This is a genomic window from Pseudomonas tremae (assembly GCF_023278125.1).
GTDB classification, from domain to species: domain Bacteria; phylum Pseudomonadota; class Gammaproteobacteria; order Pseudomonadales; family Pseudomonadaceae; genus Aquipseudomonas; species Aquipseudomonas tremae.
In genome coordinates this window covers 4530609-4554404 of sequence record NZ_CP066270.1, presented here as the reverse complement: position 1 = coordinate 4554404, position 23796 = coordinate 4530609, and the positions used below count along the sequence as shown (strand labels likewise).

21 protein-coding genes and 3 pseudogenes are annotated in these 23796 nt (G+C 58.2%); 13 read left to right on the top strand and 11 right to left on the bottom strand.

Annotated elements, in window-relative coordinates:
- The first annotated feature begins 63 nt into the window (after positions 1 to 63).
- From I9H09_RS20610 to I9H09_RS20600, 3 genes and pseudogenes are all read left to right on the top strand, one after another.
- Complete coding sequence (locus tag I9H09_RS20610; RefSeq protein WP_122347149.1) at positions 64 to 1053, top strand: DKNYY domain-containing protein; 990 nt, start codon at positions 64 to 66, stop codon at positions 1051 to 1053.
- 122 nt (positions 1054 to 1175) lie between these two features.
- Positions 1176 to 1586, top strand: a complete 411-nt coding sequence (locus tag I9H09_RS20605) for a hypothetical protein (protein WP_235662951.1) — start codon at positions 1176 to 1178, stop codon at positions 1584 to 1586.
- A 97-nt stretch (positions 1587 to 1683) separates the two neighbouring features.
- A pseudogene (locus tag I9H09_RS20600) lies at positions 1684 to 2790 on the top strand (J domain-containing protein).
- A 98-nt stretch (positions 2791 to 2888) separates the two neighbouring features.
- On the opposite strand, the pseudogene I9H09_RS20595 reads toward I9H09_RS20600, so the two are convergent.
- Positions 2889 to 4004, bottom strand: a pseudogene (locus I9H09_RS20595) (aminotransferase-like domain-containing protein); the annotation flags it as partial.
- Positions 4005 to 4071: 67 nt separating this feature from the next.
- Between I9H09_RS20595 and I9H09_RS20590 the strand changes: the two are divergent.
- Positions 4072 to 5234, top strand: a protein-coding gene (locus tag I9H09_RS20590) for an IS3 family transposase (protein WP_122346372.1) whose coding sequence is annotated in 2 segments (ribosomal slippage) — positions 4072 to 4327 and positions 4327 to 5234 — 1164 coding nt in all. Because the reading frame shifts where the segments join, the coding sequence is not laid out codon by codon here.
- Between the two features lie 7 nt (positions 5235 to 5241).
- Positions 5242 to 5862: pseudogene (locus I9H09_RS20585) on the top strand (hypothetical protein); the annotation flags it as partial.
- Between the two features lie 21 nt (positions 5863 to 5883).
- Here I9H09_RS20585 and I9H09_RS20580 read toward each other — a convergent pair.
- Both I9H09_RS20580 and I9H09_RS20575 read right to left on the bottom strand, forming a co-directional pair.
- Positions 5884 to 7023, bottom strand: a complete 1140-nt coding sequence (locus I9H09_RS20580; RefSeq protein WP_005894338.1) for an endonuclease/exonuclease/phosphatase family protein — start codon at positions 7021 to 7023, stop codon at positions 5884 to 5886.
- Positions 7024 to 7062: 39 nt separating this feature from the next.
- Complete coding sequence (locus I9H09_RS20575; RefSeq protein ID WP_122312163.1) at positions 7063 to 7725, bottom strand: YciC family protein; 663 nt, start codon at positions 7723 to 7725, stop codon at positions 7063 to 7065.
- A gap of 199 nt (positions 7726 to 7924) precedes the next feature.
- Between I9H09_RS20575 and I9H09_RS20570 the strand changes: the two genes are divergently transcribed.
- The 3 genes from I9H09_RS20570 to I9H09_RS20560 all read left to right on the top strand — a co-directional run bounded on the left by I9H09_RS20570 (position 7925) and on the right by I9H09_RS20560 (position 9991).
- Positions 7925 to 8632, top strand: coding sequence for a DUF2076 domain-containing protein (locus I9H09_RS20570; RefSeq protein WP_054989208.1), 708 nt, complete (start codon positions 7925 to 7927; stop codon positions 8630 to 8632).
- Positions 8633 to 8881: 249 nt separating this feature from the next.
- On the top strand, positions 8882 to 9358 hold the full coding sequence (locus I9H09_RS20565; protein WP_024670290.1) for an NYN domain-containing protein: 477 nt from the start codon (positions 8882 to 8884) through the stop codon (positions 9356 to 9358).
- A 21-nt stretch (positions 9359 to 9379) separates the two neighbouring features.
- Positions 9380 to 9991, top strand: coding sequence for a 3'-5' exonuclease (locus I9H09_RS20560; protein WP_005620592.1), 612 nt, complete (start codon positions 9380 to 9382; stop codon positions 9989 to 9991).
- Here the strand turns inward: I9H09_RS20560 and I9H09_RS20555 are convergent.
- Positions 9969 to 10454 carry an Lrp/AsnC family transcriptional regulator gene (locus I9H09_RS20555; RefSeq protein WP_005894329.1) on the bottom strand — a complete coding sequence of 162 codons (486 nt, stop codon included), beginning with the start codon at positions 10452 to 10454 and terminating at the stop codon, positions 9969 to 9971. The two genes, I9H09_RS20560 and I9H09_RS20555, sit on opposite strands and share 23 nt — an antisense overlap.
- 165 nt (positions 10455 to 10619) lie before the next feature.
- Between I9H09_RS20555 and yedA the strand changes: the two genes are divergently transcribed.
- The gene (yedA, locus tag I9H09_RS20550) at positions 10620 to 11534 is read left to right on the top strand and encodes a drug/metabolite exporter YedA (protein WP_122312164.1); all 915 of its coding nucleotides are present in this window, start codon (positions 10620 to 10622) and stop codon (positions 11532 to 11534) included.
- Between the two features lie 61 nt (positions 11535 to 11595).
- On the top strand, positions 11596 to 12924 hold the full coding sequence (rhlE1, locus tag I9H09_RS20545; RefSeq protein ID WP_053480189.1) for an RNA helicase RhlE1: 1329 nt from the start codon (positions 11596 to 11598) through the stop codon (positions 12922 to 12924).
- A gap of 128 nt (positions 12925 to 13052) precedes the next feature.
- Here the strand turns inward: rhlE1 and I9H09_RS20540 are convergent, their stop codons facing one another.
- Together I9H09_RS20540 and I9H09_RS20535 are read right to left on the bottom strand one after the other, a co-directional pair.
- Positions 13053 to 14291 carry a TIGR03862 family flavoprotein gene (locus I9H09_RS20540; RefSeq protein WP_122347044.1) on the bottom strand — a complete coding sequence of 413 codons (1239 nt, stop codon included), beginning with the start codon at positions 14289 to 14291 and terminating at the stop codon, positions 13053 to 13055.
- Between the two features lie 70 nt (positions 14292 to 14361).
- Positions 14362 to 15285: a histone deacetylase family protein gene (locus tag I9H09_RS20535; protein ID WP_055004144.1), complete on the bottom strand. Its 924-nt coding sequence runs from the start codon at positions 15283 to 15285 to the stop codon at positions 14362 to 14364.
- A 119-nt stretch (positions 15286 to 15404) separates the two neighbouring features.
- On the opposite strand from I9H09_RS20535, the gene I9H09_RS20530 reads away from it, so the two are divergent.
- From I9H09_RS20530 to I9H09_RS20520, 3 genes are all read left to right on the top strand, one after another.
- Positions 15405 to 15974, top strand: coding sequence for a GNAT family N-acetyltransferase (locus I9H09_RS20530; RefSeq protein WP_005894318.1), 570 nt, complete (start codon positions 15405 to 15407; stop codon positions 15972 to 15974).
- A gap of 144 nt (positions 15975 to 16118) precedes the next feature.
- Entirely contained in the window at positions 16119 to 16988 is an 870-nt protein-coding gene (gene tesB, locus I9H09_RS20525) for an acyl-CoA thioesterase II (protein WP_122325554.1), read from the top strand.
- Positions 16985 to 17575 (top strand): HAD family hydrolase, encoded by a 591-nt coding sequence (locus I9H09_RS20520; protein WP_024671747.1) that lies wholly within the window; start codon positions 16985 to 16987, stop codon positions 17573 to 17575. The genes tesB and I9H09_RS20520 overlap by 4 nt, the downstream gene beginning before the upstream one ends.
- A gap of 153 nt (positions 17576 to 17728) precedes the next feature.
- Here I9H09_RS20520 and I9H09_RS20515 read toward each other — a convergent pair whose 3' ends face one another.
- From I9H09_RS20515 to I9H09_RS20495, 5 genes are all read right to left on the bottom strand, one after another.
- On the bottom strand, positions 17729 to 18718 hold the full coding sequence (locus I9H09_RS20515; protein WP_005894314.1) for a hypothetical protein: 990 nt from the start codon (positions 18716 to 18718) through the stop codon (positions 17729 to 17731).
- A gap of 4 nt (positions 18719 to 18722) precedes the next feature.
- The gene (gene ypfJ, locus I9H09_RS20510; RefSeq protein WP_122347043.1) at positions 18723 to 19610 is read right to left on the bottom strand and encodes a KPN_02809 family neutral zinc metallopeptidase; all 888 of its coding nucleotides are present in this window, start codon (positions 19608 to 19610) and stop codon (positions 18723 to 18725) included.
- Between the two features lie 164 nt (positions 19611 to 19774).
- The gene (locus I9H09_RS20505) at positions 19775 to 21061 is read right to left on the bottom strand and encodes an MFS transporter (protein WP_024671745.1); all 1287 of its coding nucleotides are present in this window, start codon (positions 21059 to 21061) and stop codon (positions 19775 to 19777) included.
- Between the two features lie 231 nt (positions 21062 to 21292).
- On the bottom strand, positions 21293 to 22378 hold the full coding sequence (gene trmA / locus I9H09_RS20500) for a tRNA (uridine(54)-C5)-methyltransferase TrmA (RefSeq protein ID WP_122347042.1): 1086 nt from the start codon (positions 22376 to 22378) through the stop codon (positions 21293 to 21295).
- The gene (locus I9H09_RS20495; RefSeq protein WP_122347041.1) at positions 22375 to 23670 is read right to left on the bottom strand and encodes an NCS2 family permease; all 1296 of its coding nucleotides are present in this window, start codon (positions 23668 to 23670) and stop codon (positions 22375 to 22377) included. The genes trmA and I9H09_RS20495 overlap by 4 nt, the downstream gene beginning before the upstream one ends.
- Between the last annotated feature and the right edge of the window lie 126 nt (positions 23671 to 23796).

Here is a 23796-nt window from a genome sequence, read left to right as displayed (position 1 = left end):
ATTGTTCAAAACTGATGAGGCTTAGCGCGACTGTCAGCGTTTAGTAACAGTAAACATAAGGAGATGTATGTGAGGTCGGGCCGCAGGCTGTTTGTGATCGCTGTTGGGGTAGTCGTATCAGGTTTCATAGGCAAAGCCGTCTATGAGGCCTTGCCCGGTGATATGGGTAGTGACCATATAAATGTCGTTTGCAATGAGGTTGTTATCGGCCGCTTCGATGGCGACGGTAGCATTGATGACACCAAAAATAAAACGCGGAAGTGCTCTTCAGGTATGCGCGCTATCTCTACTAATTATGTGGTTCTTGACGACGATGTCTATTGGATGAGTCAGGTGCGTTATAAGGAGAAGCCCTGCATTATTGGGGCCGGTGATGCCTCAGGAGCGATTAGTAATTTGTCGTTTTCATGCCTGTTCTCGAAGCAAGGTCAGATCAACTCGATCGAGGAGCGTGAGCTTCATCTGGTGGCTCATAACTCGCCTGCTTTTCAGTCGATGGAGGGCAGTCTAAAGGGGCTAACTGATTGGCAGCTTGATCAGTTAGCCTATTATGCAAAGGACGATTCTTCTGTTTACTACCGTGGACGAAAGTTAAAAGGGGCAAAGCCAAATGACTTTTCGGTAATCTTCCCTTTTGGTGATGATAAGAGATGGTATAAGTACCCTGTTGCCGTAAGCGGAAAAGAAAAGTTTATCGGGGGTATGGGCGTCGGAAATATTGATTTATATAATTTCCGTCTATTTATCCCTGTTGCCTGCCCCGGGCATGGACTCTCTGCCTGTACAAGCTATAAAGACGTGAACGTTTTTTTTGAATACGGCAACTGGGATCAAGGTCTGCTGGGGCAGGTAGGGGATGATGTTATATTTCTGTATACCTACGGCGTTGAGCGGTTCGCTGATATGGCATCTTTAGACACATTTATGTTCGCGACCAGCAAGAAAATGTATCTATACACCAAGGCACAGTTTTATGAGCTGGGTACCCAATATCCTTTTGATAGGAAACTGATACCGATGGACATGAATGATTTTGAGAATAATCGTTGGTGACCCGATTCTTTTCATTTTCAACGGCACACGTTTTTCGGCGTTGACAACAGAAGGAATCCCCACCTGCTCATCGCATTGACGCTGCCTATCATGAAGCAACCTTCGCTCGCGACAAATGTGCATTGCTGATAATTGATGGCGTCGGGATTGAACAGTGGCTAGCTGTTCACCTCAATCATGCAGATGTCTCCAGATATGGTCTTTCGCTGCTTTGGCTGTTGTATGACGAAGAAGATGCCTTGGTGAAGAGACGTTTTATCCCTGGAGCGGATGGCTCATCGACAATTGTTCCGCTGCTTGTATTCAATGAGGACATGGATTTTGACAACACGACGCTGGTCACAGAGCAGGTTATAAAAGGTGACACGGTGCATTGGGTGCGTTTTGGCTGGAGTGTTTCGGATGGACTGAAAGTCGGCATTTCGACTCGATGGAACGCTGGCGGTGAGCCTGTGAGCTTTGCTCTGGACGAGTTTCGGGCAGCGCTGGAAAAGCTCGATGAGCTTATCGAAACGCACGTGCCCAATCGCTGAATCGCCGCCCCTAAAGGTCTGATGCGAATATTGATCCCACCGTGGAACCAGATCTCGTTGCTTGCCATCAAGGCGATATCAGTTCCCGGGGAAGCCTATGATCGACCTCACCCACATTGCGTCTTCATTGGCGCGGGCAGCGCTCAGCGATTCGACAAAGTCGAAAATGGAGCGCGCGATAAACGTCGCGAGCCACATCGCTGGCAAAGTCGCGCTGCAGATCACCAGCTCATTACTGGAGCAGAAAGGTCTGCTTAACGAGCGTCAGCAGAAAGGGCTCTCGATGATTCTGAAAGCCTTGAGCGGCAAGGAGCCGTTGAACAATGTCGAGACGCACGAAGGGGGAGGCCGATTCAATCTGGCGCGAGCCGCCTTCGACGTGGCCAGCGTTGTCTGGGAGCGCGACAAGTCGATGCATAACGTGATGAGCTTTCTGGGCGTCAGCGACAGCAAGGGCAAGATGTTGTTCTCTCTGGGCAAGAAGCTGGCGGATGCAATGGCCAAGTCTGAGCCTGGCAAGGACAACAGTGAAGCCACTAATGCGCGCCTTGCCTATTTCTCCAGCAACTTGAAACTGAACAAGTTGATGAGCGACCTCACTGACCAGGTTTTCAACAAGATTCGCCAGTCGAACGGTGCTCGCGTGCGACGACCTACCCCCGGCCCATCCTGGAGAACTGACGGTGCTCAGCAGCAAGCGCTTCCTGGCACTCGCCCACAAGCCTGCAGTGCGCCGCCGCCCAAAGCAGAGCCACGACCTGCATCGGGCCGACCTGACGGCCACCAAAAGCAGGCACGCCCGGAAACACCGCCTCGTACTCGACCGCGGGCCAATAGCACTCCGCCACTGCTGCCGAAAGCAGAACCCAGTGCAGGCGGCGAACGGCCTTCAACGGCGCAGCCTAATAACACATCGGCTGCTGACGCATCTGCCAGGGTAGGCGATTCCGCGCCTGCCAAGCCGCCCGTCAAGCCGTTGTACGAGCACCTTGGCCTCACTGACATGTCGGTAGATGTATCCGCCGTTAAAAAGGCTTACAGAGATGCCGCGCTGAAGAACCACCCTGATAAAAACCGCGGCAACGAGGCCGAGGCGGCCTAGCGTTTCAAAGTCATTTCAAATGCGTACAAGATTTTGTCCGACCCGGAGTTGCGCAAGGGTTACGACAATGGCCTTATCAATGAGGCTGGTAATAGGGCATGAGTAGATGTTCCGGTCTGACTCCACGCTCAAGGCGGCGCCGTTGAGCGGCGGGTGCCGCGCGTAAGCAGTCAAGATAACTAAACGCTGCTCTTCGCCGATCACACCGAAAAGTGCTCTTCCACTGTATCGGAAAAATGCGTGCAGTTTATCCGGGCAAAACGCTGGTAATCGCGAGTCACCGAAAACGCCGAGCCCGGCATTAGCAGGATGTTGTGTTGCTCAAGTTTCGTCATGAATGGCTTCAGGTCAGGGATGTCCGGGTGATAGGCCCATATGAACATGCCACCTTGCGGCGCCATATCAAACTTCCAGCCCCGTTCAAGCAATGAGCGCTGTGTCTGTACCTGTTGGCCGATGAGCCTTTGCTGCACATTCTGCATATGCCGTGCGTAAGTACCGTCTGCCAGAATGGTATTGACGAACCGTTCGCAAAACGCTGGAACGGCGACGCAAGTCAATAGTTTCAGGCGTGTCAGGGATTCTATGAGGTCTTGTGAGCAAGCGATATAGCCCACGCGCAACGATGCGGAAAGACACTTGGAAAAACTTCCGACATAAATCACTCGCTCCAGGTTGTCCAGCTCGGCAAACGTCTGGCGAACCACCGGGCTGAAGTCGCCGTATACGTCATCTTCGACCACATAAAACTCGTGTTCTACGGCGAGACGCAATACCTTGAAAGCGTTATGCGGACTAATGTTGCTGCCGGTCGGGTTGTGAAAAGTGCTATTGCAGAAGAAGGCTTTAACAGTGTGCTTTGCCAAGTAACTTTCCATCTCGGCAATGTCGGGACCGTCTTGAGTCCGGCGCACGCCTACAACGTGACCGCCTGCCAACTGGATCAACCTGATCAGGTTTCCATTCCCCGGCTCGTCCACGAATACATGATCCCCCGGCCTGATCAACAGCCTTGCCACCAGGTCCAGACCCTGCGTCGCCCCCAGCGTAGTAAGAACCTGACCCGGTCTGATATCGATACGCGTCAGGCGCTTTATATGCACGCAAAGTTGCTTGCGCATTGGAAGGTATCCGGAAATGTCGCCGTATTCGGCCAGTGAGCTCTGTTCCAGCCTCGCTGTGCGCCGAATGGCCTTGGCTAGCAATTCTGTATCTCGCCATGCCGGTGGCAACCAGCCGCATCCTAATTTGTTGTAGTGGGGCCCGGCTTGCAAAAGCTTGAATAGGGGATCCTCGGCCACCCATTCGGGCTCATTGGTGTAGTGGTCTAATGATTCCGGACACTCATTTAGGCGAGAATATCGCCAGATATAGAGGTGTCTGATGACCAAGCAACGCCGTACCTTCTCCGCTGAATTCAAACGTGAGGCCGCAGGCCTCGTGCTCGATCAAGGTTATAGCCATGTCGAAGCTTCTCGCTCGCTTGGAGTGGTCGAGTCTGCGCTGCGTCGCTGGGTTAGCCAGCTCCAGCAGGAGCGCAATGGCGTGACGCCTCAGAGCAAAGCCCTGACGCCCGAGCAGCAGAAAATTCAGGAGCTGGAAGCGCGCATCGCTCGTCTTGAGCGGGAGAAATCCATTTTAAAAAAGGCTACCGCGCTCTTGATGTCGGAAGAACACGAGCGCTTGCGCTGATCGATCAGCTAGGTGCCCATGAGCCGATCGAATTGCTGTGCGAGATGTTCGAGACACCTCGCTCGTGCTACTACGACCATTGCCAGCGGCGTCGGGCTCCAGACACCGAGCGGGTTCGTTTACTCAGTCGAGTCAATGAGCTGTTCGGGCAAAGTCGAAGCGCTGCTGGCAGCCGCAGTATCGTTTCGGTATTGCAGGAAGATGGCGAGCAAATTGGCCGGTTCAAGGTACGTGGCCTGATGCGGGAACTGGGATTAATCAGCAAGCAACCTGGCTCTCATGCTTATAAAAAAGCAACAGTGGAGAGGCCTGACATTCCGAACATTTTGAATCGGCAGTTCGATGTACCCGCGCCCAATCAGGTTTGGTGTGGCGACATCACCTACATCTGGGCGCAAGGAAAATGGCATTACCTGGCGGTGGTTATGGATCTTTATGCGCGTCGGGTGGTGGGCTGGGCGTTTTCAAACAAACCGGACACGGACTTGGTCATCAAGGCGCTGGACATGGCTTATGAGCAACGCGGCAAGCCTCAGGGCCTGCTGTTTCACTCAGATCAGGGCTCCCAATATGGGAGCCGACAGTTTCGCCAGCGGCTTTGGCGATACCGCATGCGCCAGAGCATGAGTCGCCGAGGTAATTGCTACGACAACTCGCCGATGGAGCGTGTATTCCGCAGCTTGAAAACCGAGTGGATACCCGCCGTGGGCTACATGACGGCCCAAGAGGCACAGCGGGATATCAGTCATTATCTGATGCATCGCTACAACTGGGTTCGGCCACACCAGTTCAATAATGGACTGGCACCCGCTCAGTACGAGAAAAAACTTAACGTCGTGTCCGGGATCAGTTGACCACTACAATATGTACTACTTCACCGAAGGCACCTTGTCCCTCGTCGCTCGCTGCTACACGGATGATGCAGAAAGGGCGGATTTTATGGGCATCGAGTTTGATGGATATGACCGGGCGCTTGAGCCTGACGATCGGTCCCTTCCGTTGGTGAGCGCAGCTCTGGCTCAGTTGCAAGCTGATGGAAAAACGAAATTCTTTACGCTCAACGGGAAAGGTTATGAACCTATATTCTCGAGCGCTGAGCATGAAGGCGGGATCACGCAACGAGAACGCATCGAAGTGATCGCTCTGTCTCCCAGTGCTCGCTATCGTGTCCAGGCGACGCCTTACGAGGCACTTGCCACACAGTGGATTTATCCACCCGAGATAATAGACATCAGGCGCGATATGCGTGTGTTTGCCTTTGAAGACAACTGCTGGTCAGTCGATCAGGCACGCTGGCTGGACTCCTCATGTGTCGAGTTGACCCTGCGCAAATATCCCGGAAGGCTTACCGGCGTCGGAACAACGGTGATTATCGACTGCGGTCGCGGTACGGCAATTTATAGAAAGGGTCTTGAGGTGGAACTAGTGAAACTTGAGCACGCACTCGACGCGACGCTGGGCACCGATGTTGAGCGCAAGTGAAGCCTTGATGCCAATTATCCCTCAAGGCAAAACCGGCAACAAAAACCGCCCAATCACCGGCAAGTGATCAGAGATCAACAACGTGTCATCCCTCCGTACCCTCGCACTGACCCGCTTCAAACTCGGGCTGTAAAACAGGTAATCCACCGTCCTGTCTGGTCCATTGATGCGGCTGTCGTTGGGGAAGCGGGTCAGCCATTTGCTGCGGTCGATGCCGCTGGATTCTGCGTTACTGGGGATCATCGGGTATTTTTCCCACAGCGCGTGCAGCTCGCTGTCGGCGGCGTAGCTTTGGCGTTGCGGTTCCGGCAGGCGCTGGTATTGACCCAGCGGCAGCAGGTTGAAGTCGCCGCCAATCAGCCAGGGCGTGCCGCCGCTTTCCAGTTTGTCGAGCAGTGTTTCCGTGGCCGCAATCTGTTTTTGGGCAGTGCCGTCGCGTTTGGCGGTGCTGAGGCTGGTGTTGACGACGGCCAGTTCCCCGCCGTCGCGCAAGGGCAGGTAGCTGACCAGCAATGCATCCTTTGGCTGGAACTGGCGGCTGATGATATTGGCGTCGGGCACCGGCAGTTGCAGGCGTTCGGCGCTGTCGATATGGAAGCGGCTGAGGGTGGCGAGCTTTCTGCCGACGCTGCCCCAGATATGCGGGTTGGGCACGAATTCCGCTTTCCAGTAGAACGCCTGGGTACTGCACGGGTACAGGTCGGTCAGTCGCTCTTCAAGCAGCTTCAACTGGTCTTGATAGTCGGAGTTCTTCGCGCCATCGTCCACGCCTTGAAGCAACACGATATCAGGCTGTTCATCGCGGATCACTCGTGCCACTTCATCCAGGTTATAGGCAAGGTCTTCGTGGGTCGGACGTTCGTCCGGGCCGCTGCCGTCGGCCATGTCGTACCAGAACACGTAGCGTTTGCCCGCCAGGTACTGGATGTTCCAGGTCATGACTTTCAGGGCCTGACCGGGCACAAGTTTTGGCGCCTGTATCGCCGGGTTGCAGCTGGCGGTGATCAATTCGTGAGCAGGCGGGCGCCAGGTCAACTGGTAGACCAGCAGCAGCGCCACGGCGATCATGATCAGGCAGTACAGGGTCAGGCGTAACAGGACACGGGGCATCGGCTCGACTTGGCGCGCATGGCGCTCGGTGAGGGATTCGGGTTGGAGCATACCGAATCAGCGCGCCTGACGTCAGCCCCGGGTTCAGGGTCAGGCTTTGCGCGCAGGCTCGCTGACCAGCATGAACAAACGAAACATCACGATGCTGATGAACAGTTGCAGAAAGCTGCTGAGGCTGTCGATGGCCACTGAAACCGGCAGGCTTTGCGGTTCGGGAAACAGGTAAAGACTGGCGCCCTCGAGCAGCCACAGCGGAATGTAGACGCTCAGTACGCACACCAGAATGCGGGTGAAGTGCCCGGTGGTCATGAGCATGCTTTCGCGCATGGCCATGAACGGCGTGAGTTTGCGCAGGACCAGCAGGTACTCGCTGAACGCCAGTTTGACCATCACCCAGAGGCCGGGAACGATGAACAGCGAGAGGCCGAACATGATCAGCAGGGTGCTCATGGCCGAAAGCACTGCGAAGGTTGGCCACAGGCGCAATGCCATTGCCAGCAGTTCACGGGTGTGTACGTCTTCGCCACGGCTGCGGGTGTCGAGGAAGAGGATCAGCGCTGCGGTGTAGATCGGGTAGAAGAACAGCCCTATGACCAGTGTGTAGGCAGGCGATGTCTGGGCCGGCATGGCGCCGGTCAGGGCCTGTTTGGCGAGGACTTCGAGTATGACCAGCGGCAGACACAGCACCAGAATGCCGCCCAGATGGCGACGAAAAAAGTAGAGCGAATCCTGGATGATGTTCAACGGGTTCATGTGGGTAGATCACAGGCTGAAAGCAGGTCGCCACTTTAGCCCATGCCCCCCGCTGAACCAAGCACGGCAATGGCGCTGCCTTGTGGCTTGTTATCTTTTTCTTCATGTCATTGAAGCGCGTTGCGCAGGCCCCATTTCCTATTCATGGCCCTGCTATTGCGGCAGGGAAGAATTCCAGTGGCAACTCAATGAGGTGGTCATGAACAGCGAAGAACAAACCCTGATCGATGGTCTTTTCACGAAATTGAAAGACGCCGAAACGGCTTCCGCGCCCCGCGATGCAGCGGCCGAGGCACGCATCAAGGAGCATCTGACCCGTCAGCCGGCAGCGCCGTATTACATGACGCAGGCGATTCTGGTGCAGGAGGCTGCGGTCAATCAGCTCAATCAGCAGGTGAAACAGCGTGACGAGCAGATTCAGCAGTTGCAGGCTGAGCTTCAGCAGGCCAAGGGGCAATCGTCTGCGCCAGCCAGCGGCGGGTTTCTGTCGAGCATCTTTGGCAGCAACGCTTCGCGCGCGCCTCAGCCTCAACAGGGGCAGCCTTCCGGAGGCGGCTGGCGTGATGGCGCAGGGTTCAATCCTGCTCCGGCACCTGCAGCGCCGCAGGGCGGCTATGCTGCGCCCGCAGCCGCTGCGGCTGGTAGCGGTTTTCTGGGCGGTGCGTTGAAGACTGCAGCCGGTGTCGCGGGCGGCGTGCTGCTGGCGGAAGGAATCAGCAGCATGTTCAGCCACCATAGTCAGCCGCAGGAAATTGTCGAAGTCATTCATGATGCGCCGCCGGTGCAGGACACCAGCTCATCCAGTGATCAGGGCGGCTGGGGCCAGCCGGATCAGCAATACACTGCCGATGACAGCTTCGATAATGGCGGCGACATGTTTTCGGACGATGATGATTCGTTTGTCTGATGACGTGATGCGTGTTCCTCACGCTCCAGCGTGGGGGGCACTGGGTGACGCTCGTCGCCATAAATCTGCGCAGCGCCGTTTACTCAGGATCGGACGCTGAGCATCCAGAAAGTCGTTACCACGCCCGAGCGTGGTAACGATAATCCTTGTCTCGGCCTCAATTCTTTCCTCAAGCTGGCATACTGGGCGCCGATTCACATTCCGGATCGCTGTAACCAGTGGGCACGTTGCCCGCCATGAGGAATTGCGGTGAAGAAGATTGCGGTGTTCGCCGACGTGCAGAACCTGTATTACACCGTGCGCCAGGCGCATGGCTGTCATTTCAATTACGCCGCGTTGTGGGCGGATATCAGCAAGCGTGGCGAGATTGTTCATGCGTTCGCGTATGCCATCGACCGTGGCGACAGCAAGCAACAGCAGTTTCAGCAGATCCTGCGCAATCTGGGCTTCACGGTCAGGCTCAAGCCTTATATCCAGCGTAGCGACGGGTCCGCGAAAGGGGACTGGGATGTCGGCATTACCATCGATATCATGGACTTTGCACCGCAGGTGGATGAAGTGGTGCTGGCATCGGGTGATGGCGATTTCGATATGCTGCTTGATCGTGTGATCAGCAAGCACGGCGTCGAAGCGGTGGCCTACGGGGTGCCGGGGCTGACAGCGAACTCATTGATCCGCGCTGCAAGTCGTTATGTGCCCATCGAAGGCGCGTTGCTGTTGAAATGAATTTACAGGGCCGGGCCAGTGTTGGAACGTGTAGCAGTCATCGACTTTGAAACCACCGGAATCTCCCCGAACCCTGGTTGCCGGGCGACCGAGATCGCCGTGGTCATCATGGAGCAGGGGCGTATCGTCGAGCGCTTTCAGAGCCTGATGAATGCCGGTGTACGCATTCCTGCTTTTATTGAAGGCCTGACGGGCATCAGCAACAACATGATCCGCACCGCGCCCAGTGCCGAACGGGTGATGGGCGATGTGGCAGATTTCGTAGGTTCGACGCCGTTAGTGGCGCACAACGCGTCGTTCGACCAGAAGTTCTGGGATTACGAGCTGTCTCGTATCCAGCGCAAACGCGAACAGAGCTTTGCCTGTTCGATGCTGCTGGCCCGGCGTCTGATGCCCGGTGCTCCAAACCACAAGCTCGGTACGCTGACCAGCTATGCACGCCTGCCCAACACCGGCAAGGCTCACCGGGCGATGGCCGATGCGGAAATGGCCGCCAACCTGACTGCGTACCTCACCAACGAACTGCGCAATACCCACGGTATCGCCGGGATCTCCCATCAGATGCTGTGTTCGCTGCAGAAAGTCCCGGCTGCGAAGATCGGCGAAACGCTCAAGCGTCAGCGCGGTTTTTGATCTCTGGTTTTTCCTGCCTGGTCAGGTAATCGGACGGCAGGCTTCTCTCGACCGCGGTTGACAGCACAATAGAGGTTTTGCTGAAACCGAACTTGGCAATCCGGTTGATCAGGTCCTCCAGGTGCGGCATCGAGTCGACCGCTGCCCGCATGATCACACACGGGTCGCCCGTCACTCGGTAGCACTGAATCAATTCGGGCACTTTCCACAATTCCTTGTACGCCTGCTGATTGCCGTGGCTGCCCATGCGCAGTTCGATGATGCATTGAATCGGCAGGCCGACTTTTGACAAGTCGACCTTGGCCTCATAACCGGTAATAACGCCGCTGGCTTCCAGCTTGGCGACTCTCTCTGCGACAGCGGGCGCTGAGAGGTTAACCAGCTTTGCCAATTGCGCAAAAGAAGCCCGGCCGTTCTTCAGCAGTTCATCCAGCAATATCCGGTCATATTTATCGAGCGTCATGGTGGGTCTCTCGTTGCGTGGCATGTTTTTTCAAAGAAAGGTAAAGGTGCCGAACAAGCGTTGATTCATAAGTCGTGGGGCTGGTTAAACAGGCTTTACTGCTTAATATCCAGTTATGGCCTTCATACAATAGGTTAACCATAACAATGATCCCAGAGCCTGACCATGCCGCAGTCCGTTCGTGTTTCGCCGTTGCTCATTGGCGCTTTTCTGGCCTTGTACCTGATCTGGGGGTCTACCTACCTGATGATCCGCATTGGCGTCGAGTCGTGGCCGCCGTTGATGATGGCGGGTGTACGCTTTCTGATCGCCGGCAGCCTGATGTACGGTTTTTTGCGCTTTCGTGGCGTGCCCGCACCGACCTGGGCCGAGTGGAAGGCAGCTTTCGTGATCGGGTTTCTGCTGCTGACGTGTGGTAACGGCGGAGTAACGCTTGCCGAACACGCAGGCGTTGCGTCGGGCGTTGCAGCACTGGCGGTGGCGACCATGCCGCTGTTTACCTTGGTGTTTGGGCTGTTCTGGGGCAACCGCACAACCAGTCTCGAGTGGGCGGGAATAGTGTTGGGCCTGATCGGCATCTGCCTTTTGAATCTCGGTTCCAACCTGCAAGCCAGTCCGTACGGCGCAGCAGTGGTGATCTTTGCAGCGGCGGCCTGGGCGTTTGGTTCGGTGCTAAGCAAGCATCTGCCGCTGCCGAAAGGTCCGATGGCCAGTGCAGCGGAGATGATCACTGCAGGGGCGGTGCTGCTGATCGGCAGCACGCTCAGTGGCGAGCGCCTGGCACATATGCCGACAGCTGCGGGCTGGGGTGCGCTGCTGTATCTGGTGGTGTTCGGTTCCATCGTCGCTTTCAGCGCCTACATGTACTTGCTCAAGAATGTGCGGCCAGCCGCCGCGACCAGTTATGCCTACGTCAATCCGGCGGTGGCGGTAATGCTCGGTGTGCTGTTTGCTGGCGAGACCATTGGCCTCGAGGAGTGTATGGCGATGGTGGTGATCATCAGCGGCGTGGTACTGATCGGCCTGCCGCAATGGCGCAGACCGCCACTGCGCGAAGCCGGATCAACACGTACAAGCTAACCGAGGCAGGCCGGACAGGTTAAACTGCGCGCCTTGCGTGAATTTTTCCTACGGTATCCCCATGACATTCGCCTCTCTCGGCCTGATCGAACCCCTGCTGCGCGCCCTTGAAACGCTCGGTTACCAGACTCCGACGCCTGTACAGACCCAGGCCATTCCCCCGGTTCTGGCGGGCCGCGATCTGATGGCTGCAGCCCAGACCGGCACCGGCAAGACCGCCGGCTTTGCCCTGCCGCTGCTGCAACGCCTGACCATGGAAGGGCCGAAGGTCGCGCCCAACTCGATTCGTGCGCTGGTATTGGCACCGACTCGCGAGCTGGCCGATCAGGTTCACGAAAGCATTCGTCAATACGCCGAACACCTGCCGCTGAGCACCTACGCAGCCTACGGTGGCGTAAGCATCAACCCGCAGATGATGAAGCTGCGCAAGGGCGTCGATGTGCTGGTCGCGACACCCGGTCGCCTGCTTGATCTGCATCGTCAGAAGGCAGTCAAGTTCTCACAATTGCAGACCCTGATCCTCGACGAAGCCGACCGCATGCTCGATCTGGGTTTTGCCGAGGAATTGCGCGGGATTTATGCCGTATTGCCCAAGCAGCGTCAGACTCTGCTGTTCTCCGCCACCTTCTCCGACGAGATTCGTCTGTTGGCCGCGCAGATGCTGAATGACCCGCTGACCATCGAAGTCAGCCCGCGCAACGTCGCGGCGTCTTCGGTCAAGCAATGGGTTGTTACGGTGGATAAAAAGCGCAAGGCTGATCTGTTCATTCACCTGATGAAAAAGCATCGCTGGGGCCAGGTGTTGGTGTTTGCCAAGACCCGCGTTGGCGTCGATCAACTGGTGGACCGTTTGCAGGGGCTGGGTCTGAACGCTGACGGCATTCATGGCGACAAGCCACAGGCTACCCGTCAGCGTGCGCTGGACCGCTTCAAGAGCAACGAAGTGAAGATTCTGGTCGCAACCGATGTGGCGGCTCGCGGCCTGGACATCGACGACCTGCCGACCGTAGTCAACCTGGACCTGCCGATCGTTGCCGAGGATTACATCCACCGTATTGGCCGCACGGGCCGTGCGGGTCAGACCGGTGAAGCCATTTCGCTGGTGTGTGCCGATGAAGTGGAATTGCTGTCGGCCATTGAAGTGCTGACCCGCCAGACCCTGGAGCGCAGGGAAGAGCAGGACTTTGAGCCGGAGCACCGGGTCCCGAGCACTGACGCTAGCGGCCAGATCCTGAAAAAGCCCAAGAAGCCGAAAAAGCCCAAGGTCTCAGGCAGCAAGCGCAACCTTGGTAAATGGGTCGACAGCGGCGAGTCCGAGCCAACGCCGGCGGTCAAACCTGTGCGTAAAGTGCCCGTTTTCAATACCGGGCCGCGTAAAAAGAAGCCTTGAAAGGTGTTGTACCCCAGGATCGGACGCAGAGCGTTCAGAACTGCGTGCCCACGCTGGAGCATGGGCACGATAGTGTTATCTCGCACACCTCCCGCGCTCCCGCTGATCGCAGGGTGCCGGGACGATGATTATCGCGAGCGCAGCCACTCCACCATCCCCAACCCCGCAGCGCGACCGCTGGCGAAGCAGGCGGTCAGCAGGTAGCCGCCAGTGGGGGCTTCCCAGTCGAGCATTTCGCCTGCGCAGAATACGCCAGGCAGTTGCCTGAGCATCAGGCGCTCGTCCATCGCCTCAAATGTCACGCCGCCCGCTGTGCTGATTGCCTCATCAAGGGGGCGCGGTCTGAGCAAGGGCAGTGGCAGGGCCTTGATGGCTTCGCTCAGCATCAGCGGATCGGCAAACGCTTCACGAGGTGCAAGCTCGCGCAACAGCGCTGCCTTTACGCCGTCCAGCCCCAGCTGGCTGTGCAAGTGCTTGGCCATCGAGCGTGAGCCGCGTGGCTTGTTCAGTGCTTTCTGTATGTCTGCCAGCTTTTTACCGGGCAGTAGATCGATTTGCACAGTCGCTGAGCCATGAAGGTTGATCTGTTCGCGTATCTGCGCCGACAACGCATAAACCAGACTGCCTTCAACACCGGTTTCAGTCAGTACGCATTCACCCAGCCGCGGCGTCAGGCCAGTCAGGCCCATGGCGATGTTCTTCAGTGGCGCACCGGCAAACTTGCTGCGCAGCAGATCGCTCCACGCGCTCACCTCAAAACCGCAATTGGCGGCTTGCAGGGGCGCAACGTCTACCTGCTTTGCTTGCAGCCACGGCAGCCAGGCACCATCTGAACCCAGTCTGGCCCAACTGGCACCACCCAGTGCCAGCAGCGTCGCCGCTGGCTTTAGCGCCAGCTCGCCTTCCACGCTGCCAATGCGCAGGCTGCCATCGGCATTCCAGCCCAGCCAGCGATGTCGGGTGTGGATGGCAACGCCCGCATCCCGCAATCGCTTGAGCCAGGCGCGCAGCAGTGGCGCGGCTTTCATGTCGGTGGGGAACACCCGGCCAGAGCTGCCGACAAATGTCTCTATGCCTAGCTCATGAATCCAGCGGCACAGCGCGTCGGCGCCAAAATCTCGCAACATCGGCGCGATCATCGGCGAACGTTCCGAGTATCGCCCGAGAAAGGCCGTATAGGGTTCGGAGTGAGTGATGTTCATTCCACCCACGCCTGCCAGCAGAAACTTGCGTCCCACCGAGGGCATTCCGTCATACAGGTCTACCTTGATTCCGGCCTGACTCAGCACTTCAGCTGCCATCAACCCCGCAGGGCCGCCTCCGATGATGGCAACGGATCGGGCAGCGGAGGAGGCGAAGTCAGTCATGGTCGGCAGAGGTCGTCGGCAGAAGGGTCAGGCATTCTACCCGAGCGCTCTTTTCAGGTGTGACTGCCGCTCAGGCTCGCAGCCCCATAGCGTTCCATACCTTTTGCGCGCTGTGATGCAATATGCCGTGGCGTCTCGCCAATGCCTGACGGTCCTTGCTGTAGCCGCCGCCGATCACGCCCATGACCGGAATGTCGCGCCCCAGACAGTGGCGCATTACCGCTTCGTCGCGCCTGGCCACGCCCTGGTCGGTCAGTTGCAGGTAGCCGAGGGCATCGTCTTTGTGAACATCCACGCCGGCGTCATACAGCACCAGATCCGGCTTGTAGAACGGCAGCAGATAATTGAGCAGGTCATCGACAACGTTCAGGTATTCGGCGTCGCCCATCCCCATCGGCAGCGGGATGTCCCAGTCGCTCTGGGCCTTGCGGGCAGGAAAGTTCTTTTCGCAATGCAGCGAGACGGTGATTGCATCTTCTGTATCCGCGAGAATACGAGCGGTGCCGTCACCCTGATGCACGTCACAATCGAAGATCAATACTTTATCCACGCGACCACTTTGCAGCAGGTACTGACTGATCACCGCCAGGTCGTTGAAAATGCAGAAACCGGCCGGGTAATCGTAGTGCGCATGATGGGTGCCGCCTGCCAGATGACAGGCGAGGCCATGTTTCAGTGCCATGTTGGCGGTTAGCAGTGAGCCACCAACAGCGCGCACCGTGCGGCGTGCAAGCGCCTCGCTCCAGGGCAGGCCGAGGCGCCGCTGGTCTTCTCGCGACAGGTCGCCACTCAGGTAGCGGCTTATGTAGGAAGGGTCGTGAGCAAGCGCCAGAACGTCCGCCGGACATATATCGGGCCGTATTAATTGAACGTCACTGGTCAGGCCGCTGTCGACCAAGTAGTCACGTAATAACCGGAACTTGTCCATCGGGAACCGATGTTCCGGCGGGAAGGCCGGGCTGTAATCGTCGTGGTAGATGAGCGGCAGTGACATTGTGCGTCCGTTCAAGGGGCGAATCTCGATAGTGCCAGTAATGTAGCCGGACGCCCAGTCAAGTGGCGGGCCGGTAGGAATGCTGGCTGATACTCATGTCTCGTTACACGGGGAAATCGATGGAACCGATACTCAAGCTGGAGAGCGCCCGACTGCTGTTGCGTCAGTGGCGTGACGACGACCTGCCTGCGTTCGCCGCCCTTTGTATGGACCCGCAAGTCATGCGCTATTTTCCCGAGCCCCTGAGTCGCCTTGAAAGTGCGGCCATGATCGGCCGCCTGCGTGGGCATTTTGCCGAACTGGGTTTCGGGTTCTGGGCGCTCGAGCGCAAGGACACGGGCGAGTTCATCGGTTTCACCGGGTTGCATGTGGTGGGTTTCAAGGCGCCTTTCACGCCTGCGATCGAAATCGGCTGGCGGCTGGCGCGTGAACATTGGGGCCTTGGGTTTGCCAGTGAAGCTGCCTGGACTGCACTGGGGTGTGGCTTCGAACGCTTGAAGCTGAAAGAAATCGTGTCGTTCACGGCCGTCAACAATGAGCCTTCGCAAAAAGTGATGCAGGCGATCGGTATGCAACAGGATGAATCCGGCAGTTTCGAGCACCCCGGCTTGCCGGACGGCCATCCGCTCAAGCCGCATGTGCTTTACCGGGTCAGCCAGGCGCAGTGGCTCAAGACCTTGAAGCCTTGATCGGGCCGATCAAGTTGCACGTCGGCTCATCCTCTTAAAATCTGTATCATTCCATTTAAATGCTGCGGGCCAAAGGGCTTGCCACACACCACATCGGCCATAGCTGCCTTGCGGGGCCTGCCTTGATGTGCGCCAGGAGTGAGAATGAGTCAAGTGCTGGATGATCTGGTTGAACTGCTGACGCTGGAACCCATTGAAGAAAACCTGTTTCGCGGACGCAGTCAGGACTTGGGCTTTCGCCAGCTCTTTGGTGGTCAGGTGCTGGGCCAGTCGCTCTCTGCTGCCAGTCAGACCGTCGAGGAGGCTCGGCACGTCCATTCGCTACATGGCTATTTTTTGCGTCCCGGCGATGCTGCTCTGCCTGTGGTCTACCAGGTTGACCGCGTGCGGGATGGCGGCAGCTTCAGCACCCGTCGCGTCACGGCGATCCAGAAGGGCAAGCCGATCTTCACGTGCAGCGCCTCGTTTCAGTACGACGAAGAAGGCTTCGAACATCAGGCCACGATGCCGGAAATCGTCGGCCCGGAAAACCTGCCCTCCGAACTTGAGCTGTTGACGCGTCGCGCGCACCTGATTCCGGAAGCGGCGCATGACAAGTTTCTGAGTCCCAAGCCGATTCAGTTTCGCCCGGTGACGGCTGAGGATCCGTATGATCCCAAGCCCGGCGAGCCGATCAAGTACGTGTGGTTCCGCGCTGATGGCAGTTTGCAGGATATACAGGCGTTGCATCGCTACATGCTGGCTTACGCTTCGGACTTCAACTTGCTGACCACGTCGCTGCTGCCCCACGGCAAGACCGTCTGGCAGCGTGACATGCAGGTTGCCAGCCTCGATCATTCGCTGTGGTTTCATAACGACCTGCGTGCCGATGACTGGCTGCTGTATGCAATGGACAGCCCGTGGGCAGGCAATTCCCGTGGCTTCTCGCGGGGCAGTATCTTCAACCGCGCCGGGCAACTGGTCGCATCGGTCAGTCAGGAAGGGCTGATCCGCCATCGCGAGGACTGGGCATGACACTCGACGGCATACGGCATTGGGTCTTTGACATGGACGGCACGTTGACTGTCCCTGTGCATGACTTTGCAGCGATCAAGCGTGAGCTGGATATCCCGCAGGATCACGACATTCTTGGCCATCTTGCCGCGTTGCCAGCGGAGGAGTCGGCGGCCAAGCATGCCTGGCTGCTGGAGCACGAGCGTGAGCTTGCGTTGGGTTCGCTGCCTGCCGACGGCGCGGTCGAGCTGGTTCGAGAATTGTCAGCGCGCGGTTATCGGCTGGGGATACTGACCCGTAACGCTCAAGAGCTGGCGTATATCACCTTGAAGGCCATCGGCGTGGCTGACTGCTTTGCCGTCGAAGACGTGCTGGGCCGCGACGAAGCCACGCCCAAACCGGACCCTGCAGGCTTGCTGAAGCTGGCGGGTGCCTGGGAAGTCGAGCCGCAACGAATGGTCATGATCGGTGATTACCTGCACGACCTGAGCTGCGGGCGTGCCGCAGGGGCGAAAACCATCCTGGTCAACCTGCCGGATAATCCCTGGCCGGAACTGACCGACTGGCACGCGGTGGATTGCAAGGCGCTGCGCGGGATGTTGGGGTGATCTGAACGGGCTCCCATGCCAATGCTGTTCGTTGGCATGCACCGGTTGACGCTCCCACTTCACAAAGCTGAGCAGCATCGCACACTCAAGATTGGACGCAGAGCGTCCAGAAATGCGTCCCCACGCGGAGCATGGGGACGATATCCATACCACTCAAAACGGCTTGAACAGCACCGCCTGACCTTCCGGCGAGGTGAATATCCCGTCACCGTTGTGGCCGACTTTCGGCACGATCACCAAGCGCTGATTCAGCCCTTCCGGATGGCGCTTCTGCAAGTAGTTGAAGTAGTTCTGTCCGCGGATCAAACGGTAAGGGCCCTGGGCTTCTGCAGCGCAGGTCTTGTCCAGTGCCGGGTGGTTACGGTCGGTGTCCAGCTCACCCATCAGGTAAGTGATGTCGCGCTTCACGTAGTTCTTTTCGATGTCAGCCGGCGTTTCCTTGCCCGAATAGAACGGCATCTTGTTCAGGCCGTATTTCCAGTCGTTGAAGTTCGGGCAGCTTTGCGCGGTCACCGGCTCTGGTCGTTCTGCATCGAAATAGGCGTAGGACGACGGGTTGGCAATCACATAGCGCAGTTTCACGCCTTCGCGGTGCAGCAGGGCGTCTTCCTTGCCACCGATCATTGCGTATCGCTGCACCACCTGCGCCCCTCCGGAATGCCCGGCGATGACGATTTCTTTCAGGTTGGGGAACAGTTTGCTGTCGCTCAGGCGCTTGAGGATGTGGTCCAGCACCAGAAACGAACTGACCGGCTTTGGATTACTGGCCGTTGCGCCCTCCATCCAGCTGTTCTGCCGCCAGCGCAGGATCGACTCAGGCAGGTGATGGGCGACTATGTCTTTCTCATCCAGAAATTGCGGCGCGATCAGCAGGGTCTTGCTGCGCTCTCTGGACTGATTGGCAGCACGTTCGATGCTGCGCAGGTACGTTTGCGCGTTGCGCAGGCGACCGTGCAGGACGATCACCACACGCTCGATCTTCGGTTTGGGGTGTACCCACTCCTGGCTCAGCCCGAGTGTCGCCTCGGCGCCATTGATCGCCAGGCGATCCGGGCTGATTGAATTGACCGCTTGATCCTCGGCATGCGCCCCAAGGCTCACGAAGGCGGTACTCAATAACAGGACCAGAAGCGGTTTAATCATGTGCTCAGAGACTCTTGGCGGCGAACGTGTCGCATTGATTGATTTGGCCTTGGGAGAAGCCGGTCTTGAACCAGCGTACACGCTGTGCAGAAGTCCCGTGAGTGAAGGAGTCTGGAGCGACCCGGCCACTGCTCTGCTGCAAGCGGTCATCGCCGATGGCGTTCGCCGCATTCAATGCCTCTTCAATATCACCCGGCTCGAGCCAGTTCAAACGATTTTGTGCGTTGTAGGCCCAAACGCCTGCAAAACAATCGGCTTGAAGCTCCTGACGCACCAGCAAACCGTTGTTGCCTTCCATTTTTTGACCGGCCTGACGAGCCTTGTCGACCTTTGCTGAAATGCCCAGCAACGTCTGCACGTGGTGGCCGACTTCATGTGCGATCACGTAAGCCTGGGCAAAGTCCCCGGCGGCGGAGAAGCGCTGGGACATTTCTCGGAAGAAGTCCATGTCCAGATAGACCTGCTGGTCCGCAGGGCAGTAGAACGGCCCGGTTGCCGAGGTGGCGCGACCGCAGGCGGAATTCACCTGGCCGCTGAACAGCACCAGTGTCGGGTCCTTGTACTCGCGACCGCTTTGCGCGAACACTGCACGCCAGGTGTCTTCGGTGTCTCCCAGAATACTGCGCACGAACTCGGCCTGCTGGTCATTGGCCGGCGGCGCCTCACGCGTCTGGGCAGTGGGTGGTGCGCTTTGCTCGGTGCTCTGGCCGGTCAACTGGCCAAGAATCTGCATCGGGTCCTGACCGGTCAGCAGGCCGATCGCGACAATGATCACGATACCGCCGATACCCAGCCCTTTGCCGCCGATGCGCATGCCTCCGCCACCCCCACTGCTGCCGCCATCGCGAGCATCGACTACGTTGTCGCTACGTCGGCCTTTTTTCCAGAGCATGTCGGATCCCTCTTTTTTCTTGCAATGAGTGTTGCTGCTGATAGGGCTGGCCATTGCGGCGGTCCGATCAGCGCTGTGCAGAATGCGAGAGTATAGAGGTATGGCGGGCAGATTGGTTCTGCCCGGTTAAGGCGGCGTTTGTGTTTTCCGGATGCCTGCTGCGGTCAGGCCTGTTTTACGGGCTGCGCCGTTTGCAAGTCTGGAGGTGAGGCATCGGCAAAGCGATCGACCTGACGCAGTGATTTGAAGCACGTCATCCAGGCGCCGACCACGCCCAGCGTGCACACGCCGCCCATGATCGCAGCGGGAATCGCGCCTATCAGCGAGGCACTGGTGCCAGCCCGGAATTCGCCCAATTCATTGGAGGAGCCGATGAACAGCATGTTTACTGCGTTAACCCGCCCGCGCATGTTGTCGGGGGTCGAGAACTGCACCAGCGCCGAGCGAATGAATACGCTGACCATGTCCGCTGCGCCCGCGACCAGCAGCGCCAGGCATGACAGCCAGAACAGCGTGGACAGGGCAAACACCAGGTTCGCCACACCGAACAGCCCGACAGCGAGAAACATCGTCATGCCGACATTGCGCTGTAGCGGGCGCATGCTTAGGTAAATGCCGACCCCCAGCTCGCCCAGGCTCATTGAAGCACGCAGCATGCCCAGCCCCTGCGGCCCGAGGTTCAGCACTTCATGGGCGTAGATCGGCAGCAAGGCCACCACGCCGCCCAGCAGCACGGCGAACAGGTCCAGCGAAATGGTGCCAAGAATAATCGGCCGCGAGCGGATGAAGGCGATGCCCGCGGTGAATCGTCCCCATGCACTTGAACCCAGCTCCATCGGCTTGCCGGCAAAGGGCGTGGCAACCGGAGCCAGCAACAGAACGCCTGCGATGAACGCCGCGACACACACTGAATAGGTCAGTTCGGCACCGCCCAGCCAGTAGAGGTAGCCGCCTATCAACGGACCGCCAACGGTCGAGCAGCGCATGATCACGCTGTTGGTGGCGATGGCCGAGGGCAACTGGTCTCGCGGGACGATTTGCGGCAGCAGGCTTTGCAGCGCCGGGCCTGTGAAGGCGCGGGCGCAGCCGTAGAGCATCAGCGCGCCATAGATAAGCCGCAGGTCTTGCAGTTTGAGCGCCGAGAACACGAAGAGAATGACACCGCAGACCGCTTGCACGCTCCAGCTGATCATCAGGATGACTTTGCGGTTGTAACGGTCGATCAGATCTCCGGCGGGCATCAACAGTAGCAACATGGGGATGAACTGAGCCAGGCCGACATACGCAAGCGCCATCGGCTCGCGGGTCATGTCATAAACCTGCCATGCGACGACCACCGCCTGAATCTGCATGGCAAACACCGCCATCAGGCGTGACAGGATAAAACTGACGAAACCCGGCTGGCTGGACAGCTTGGCCGGGGCAGAAGGCGTGGAGGACTCGGAGCTCAAGACTGGATCCCATCGAAGCGGCTAATTCACTTTTCGGTTTATACCTCAGCGTATCGATAGGAAGCTAATAAATAATCTGACAGTTTCGCGATTCACTGATTCGGCTCTGCGCGACGCTGTCATGCCACAAACCTGCGCTGCGTAGTCAAGATCGGACGCGAAGCATCCGGAACGGCATGCCCAAGCTGGAGCATGGGCACGATAGTGTTCTTACGGACAGTCAAAGGTGCCTCAGCGCCGAACCAGCAATACCCCCGATTCCATATGGTGGGTATACGGAAATTGATCGAACAGGGCGCAGCGTTCGACCCGGTGGGTGTCGTGCAACTGGGCGATGTTGGCGGCCAGGGTTTCCGGGTTGCAGGAGATGTACAGGATGCGTTCGAAGCGGCGGGTCAGCTCGCAGGTGTCCGCGTCCATGCCCGCGCGGGGCGGGTCGACGAAGACGCTGCCGAAATCGTAGCTTTTCAGGTCCACGCCCTGCAGACGACGGAACGGGCGCACTTCGTTCAATGCCTCGGTCAGTTCCTCTGCTGACAAGCGCACCAGCGTGACGTTGTCGACGCCGTTGTCATCCAGGTTGCTCAGAGCGGCGTTGACCGAGGTCTTGCTGATTTCGGTCGCCAGCACTTTGCGCACGCGGGTTGCGAGTGGCAAGGTGAAGTTGCCGTTGCCGCAATACAGCTCCAGCAGATCATCTTCCCGCTCGCCCAGTGCATCGAAGGCCCAGTTGAGCATCTTGCCGTTCACGGTGCCGTTAGGCTGGGTGAACGCACCTTCCGGCTGGCGATAGCTGAAGGTGCGGCCCGCGACGTCGAGCTTTTCAGTGACGTAGTCGTGACCGATGATCAGTTTCTGACCCTTGGAGCGGCCAATAACACTCACGTCCAGCTCTTTTGCCAGCGCCTCGGCTTCAGCCATCCATTGATCGTCCAGAGGGCGGTGATAGCATAGGGTGATCATCGCGTCGCCAGCCAGAGTGGTCAGGAAGTCCACCTGAAACAGCTTGTGGTTCAGCGTCAGGCTGGCTTCCCAGCGTTCACGCAGCACTGGCATCAGTGCGTTGATGCGCTCGCTGGCAATCGGCAAGCCTTCGAGCAGGATCGGCGTCTTGTTGTCGCCCGGCGCGAACATCGCGTAATAGCGTTTCTGATCTTCACGCCACAGGCGGAACTCGGCGCGCAGCCGGTAATGCTCGCGTGGCGAATCGAACACCTGCGGCTCGGGCGCATCGAACGGTGCCAACAGCTCGAGCAGGCGGACGGTTTTTTCTTTGAGCTGACGGTCGTAGCTCGCAGGGTCGAAGGAAACACTCATGCGTTGAACCAGCCCAGCTTGATCACGAACAGAATCGACAGGATCACCAGCGCCGAATTCAGCTCGCGCCAGCGTCCCGACAGCAGCTTGATCGCGGTCCAGGAAATAAAGCCAAAAGCAATGCCGTTGGCGATGGAATAGGTGAATGGCATCGCCAGGGCCGTGATCACCACAGGTGCTGCCACGGTGACGTCATCCCAGTCGATTTCAGCCATGCCCGAAGCCATCAGTACTGCCACGAACAGCAGAGCCGGGGCCGTCGCGAAGGCTGGCACGCTGCTCGCCAGTGGCGCAAAGAACAGTGCCAACAGGAACAGCACGGCTACCACGACCGCCGTCAGGCCGGTACGGCCACCAGCACTCACGCCCGCAGCCGACTCGATGTAGCTGGTGGTGGTCGAGGTGCCCAGCAGCGAGCCTGCCATTGCAGCGGTACTGTCGGCGATAAGTGCACGGCCCATTTTCGGCATGTGCCCGTCCTTGCCCATCAACCCGGCGCGCTTGGCCACGCCTATCAGGGTGCCGGAGTTGTCGAAGATATCGACGAACAGGAACGCAAAGATGATGCTGACCAGACCTACATCCAGCGCGCCCATAATGTCCAGTTGCATGAAAGTCGGTGCGAGTGAAGGCGGCATCGACACAACGCCGCCGAAGGGCGTGAAGCCCAGTGCGATGGAAACCAGAGTGACCGCCAGAATGCCGATCAGCACGGCGCCACGCACTTTGAGGTGGTCCAGCGCAACGATCAGAAAGAAGCCCAGGGTGGCAAGCACCGGAGCAGGCTGCTTGAGATCACCCATGCCGATCATGGTGGCCGGGTTGCTGACCACGATGCCTGCGTTGTGCAGGGCAATCAGTGCCAGAAACAGGCCGATACCGGCGGCAATCGCCGAGCGCAGGGGCAGGGGGATGCTGTTGATGATCCATTCGCGGATGCGGAAGATCGACAGGATGAAGAACATCACAGCGGAAATGAACACTGCACCCAGCGCCACCTGCCAGCTATGGCCCATGTGCAGAACGACGGTGTAGGTAAAGAAGGCGTTCAGGCCCATGCCCGGTGCCAGGGCAATCGGGTAGTTGGCGATCAGGCCCATTACGGTCGAACCGATGGCTGCCGCCAGACAGGTGGCGACGAACACGGCGCCCTTGTCCATGCCGGTCTCGCCGAGGATGCTCGGGTTGACGAACAGGATGTAAGCCATCGCCAGGAAAGTCGTGACGCCCGCAAGAATCTCGGTTCGCACGTTGGTGTTGTGTGCCCTGAGTTGAAACAGCCTTTCCAGCATGTCTGGCTCTCCGTGACGCGGCGTGCGTCGTGAATGATCGACTCCAACAGCAAAGCACAGACTGCAGGGCAGCCCGCTCGATTTTTGCGGGTCGGAAAAAGCCGCGCATCATACCAGCAGCTTGTC

Bases quoted from the DNA above. Each gene is read 5' to 3' on its own strand.
- I9H09_RS20610 (WP_122347149.1), top strand. From the start codon at position 64: ATGTATGTGAGGTCGGGCCGCAGGCTGTTTGTGATCGCTGTTGGGGTA.
- I9H09_RS20580 (WP_005894338.1), bottom strand. From the start codon at position 7,023: ATGCTCCAACCCGAATCCCTCACCGAGCGCCATGCGCGCCAAGTCGAG.
- I9H09_RS20575 (WP_122312163.1), bottom strand. From the start codon at position 7,725: ATGAACCCGTTGAACATCATCCAGGATTCGCTCTACTTTTTTCGTCGC.
- I9H09_RS20570 (WP_054989208.1), top strand. From the start codon at position 7,925: ATGAACAGCGAAGAACAAACCCTGATCGATGGTCTTTTCACGAAATTG.
- I9H09_RS20555 (WP_005894329.1), bottom strand. From the start codon at position 10,454: ATGACGCTCGATAAATATGACCGGATATTGCTGGATGAACTGCTGAAG.
- yedA (WP_122312164.1), top strand. From the start codon at position 10,620: ATGCCGCAGTCCGTTCGTGTTTCGCCGTTGCTCATTGGCGCTTTTCTG.
- rhlE1 (WP_053480189.1), top strand. From the start codon at position 11,596: ATGACATTCGCCTCTCTCGGCCTGATCGAACCCCTGCTGCGCGCCCTT.
- I9H09_RS20540 (WP_122347044.1), bottom strand. From the start codon at position 14,291: ATGACTGACTTCGCCTCCTCCGCTGCCCGATCCGTTGCCATCATCGGA.
- I9H09_RS20535 (WP_055004144.1), bottom strand. From the start codon at position 15,285: ATGTCACTGCCGCTCATCTACCACGACGATTACAGCCCGGCCTTCCCG.
- I9H09_RS20530 (WP_005894318.1), top strand. From the start codon at position 15,405: ATGGAACCGATACTCAAGCTGGAGAGCGCCCGACTGCTGTTGCGTCAG.
- tesB (WP_122325554.1), top strand. From the start codon at position 16,119: ATGAGTCAAGTGCTGGATGATCTGGTTGAACTGCTGACGCTGGAACCC.
- I9H09_RS20520 (WP_024671747.1), top strand. From the start codon at position 16,985: ATGACACTCGACGGCATACGGCATTGGGTCTTTGACATGGACGGCACG.
- I9H09_RS20515 (WP_005894314.1), bottom strand. From the start codon at position 18,718: ATGATTAAACCGCTTCTGGTCCTGTTATTGAGTACCGCCTTCGTGAGC.
- ypfJ (WP_122347043.1), bottom strand. From the start codon at position 19,610: ATGCTCTGGAAAAAAGGCCGACGTAGCGACAACGTAGTCGATGCTCGC.
- trmA (WP_122347042.1), bottom strand. From the start codon at position 22,378: ATGAGTGTTTCCTTCGACCCTGCGAGCTACGACCGTCAGCTCAAAGAA.
- I9H09_RS20495 (WP_122347041.1), bottom strand. From the start codon at position 23,670: ATGCTGGAAAGGCTGTTTCAACTCAGGGCACACAACACCAACGTGCGA.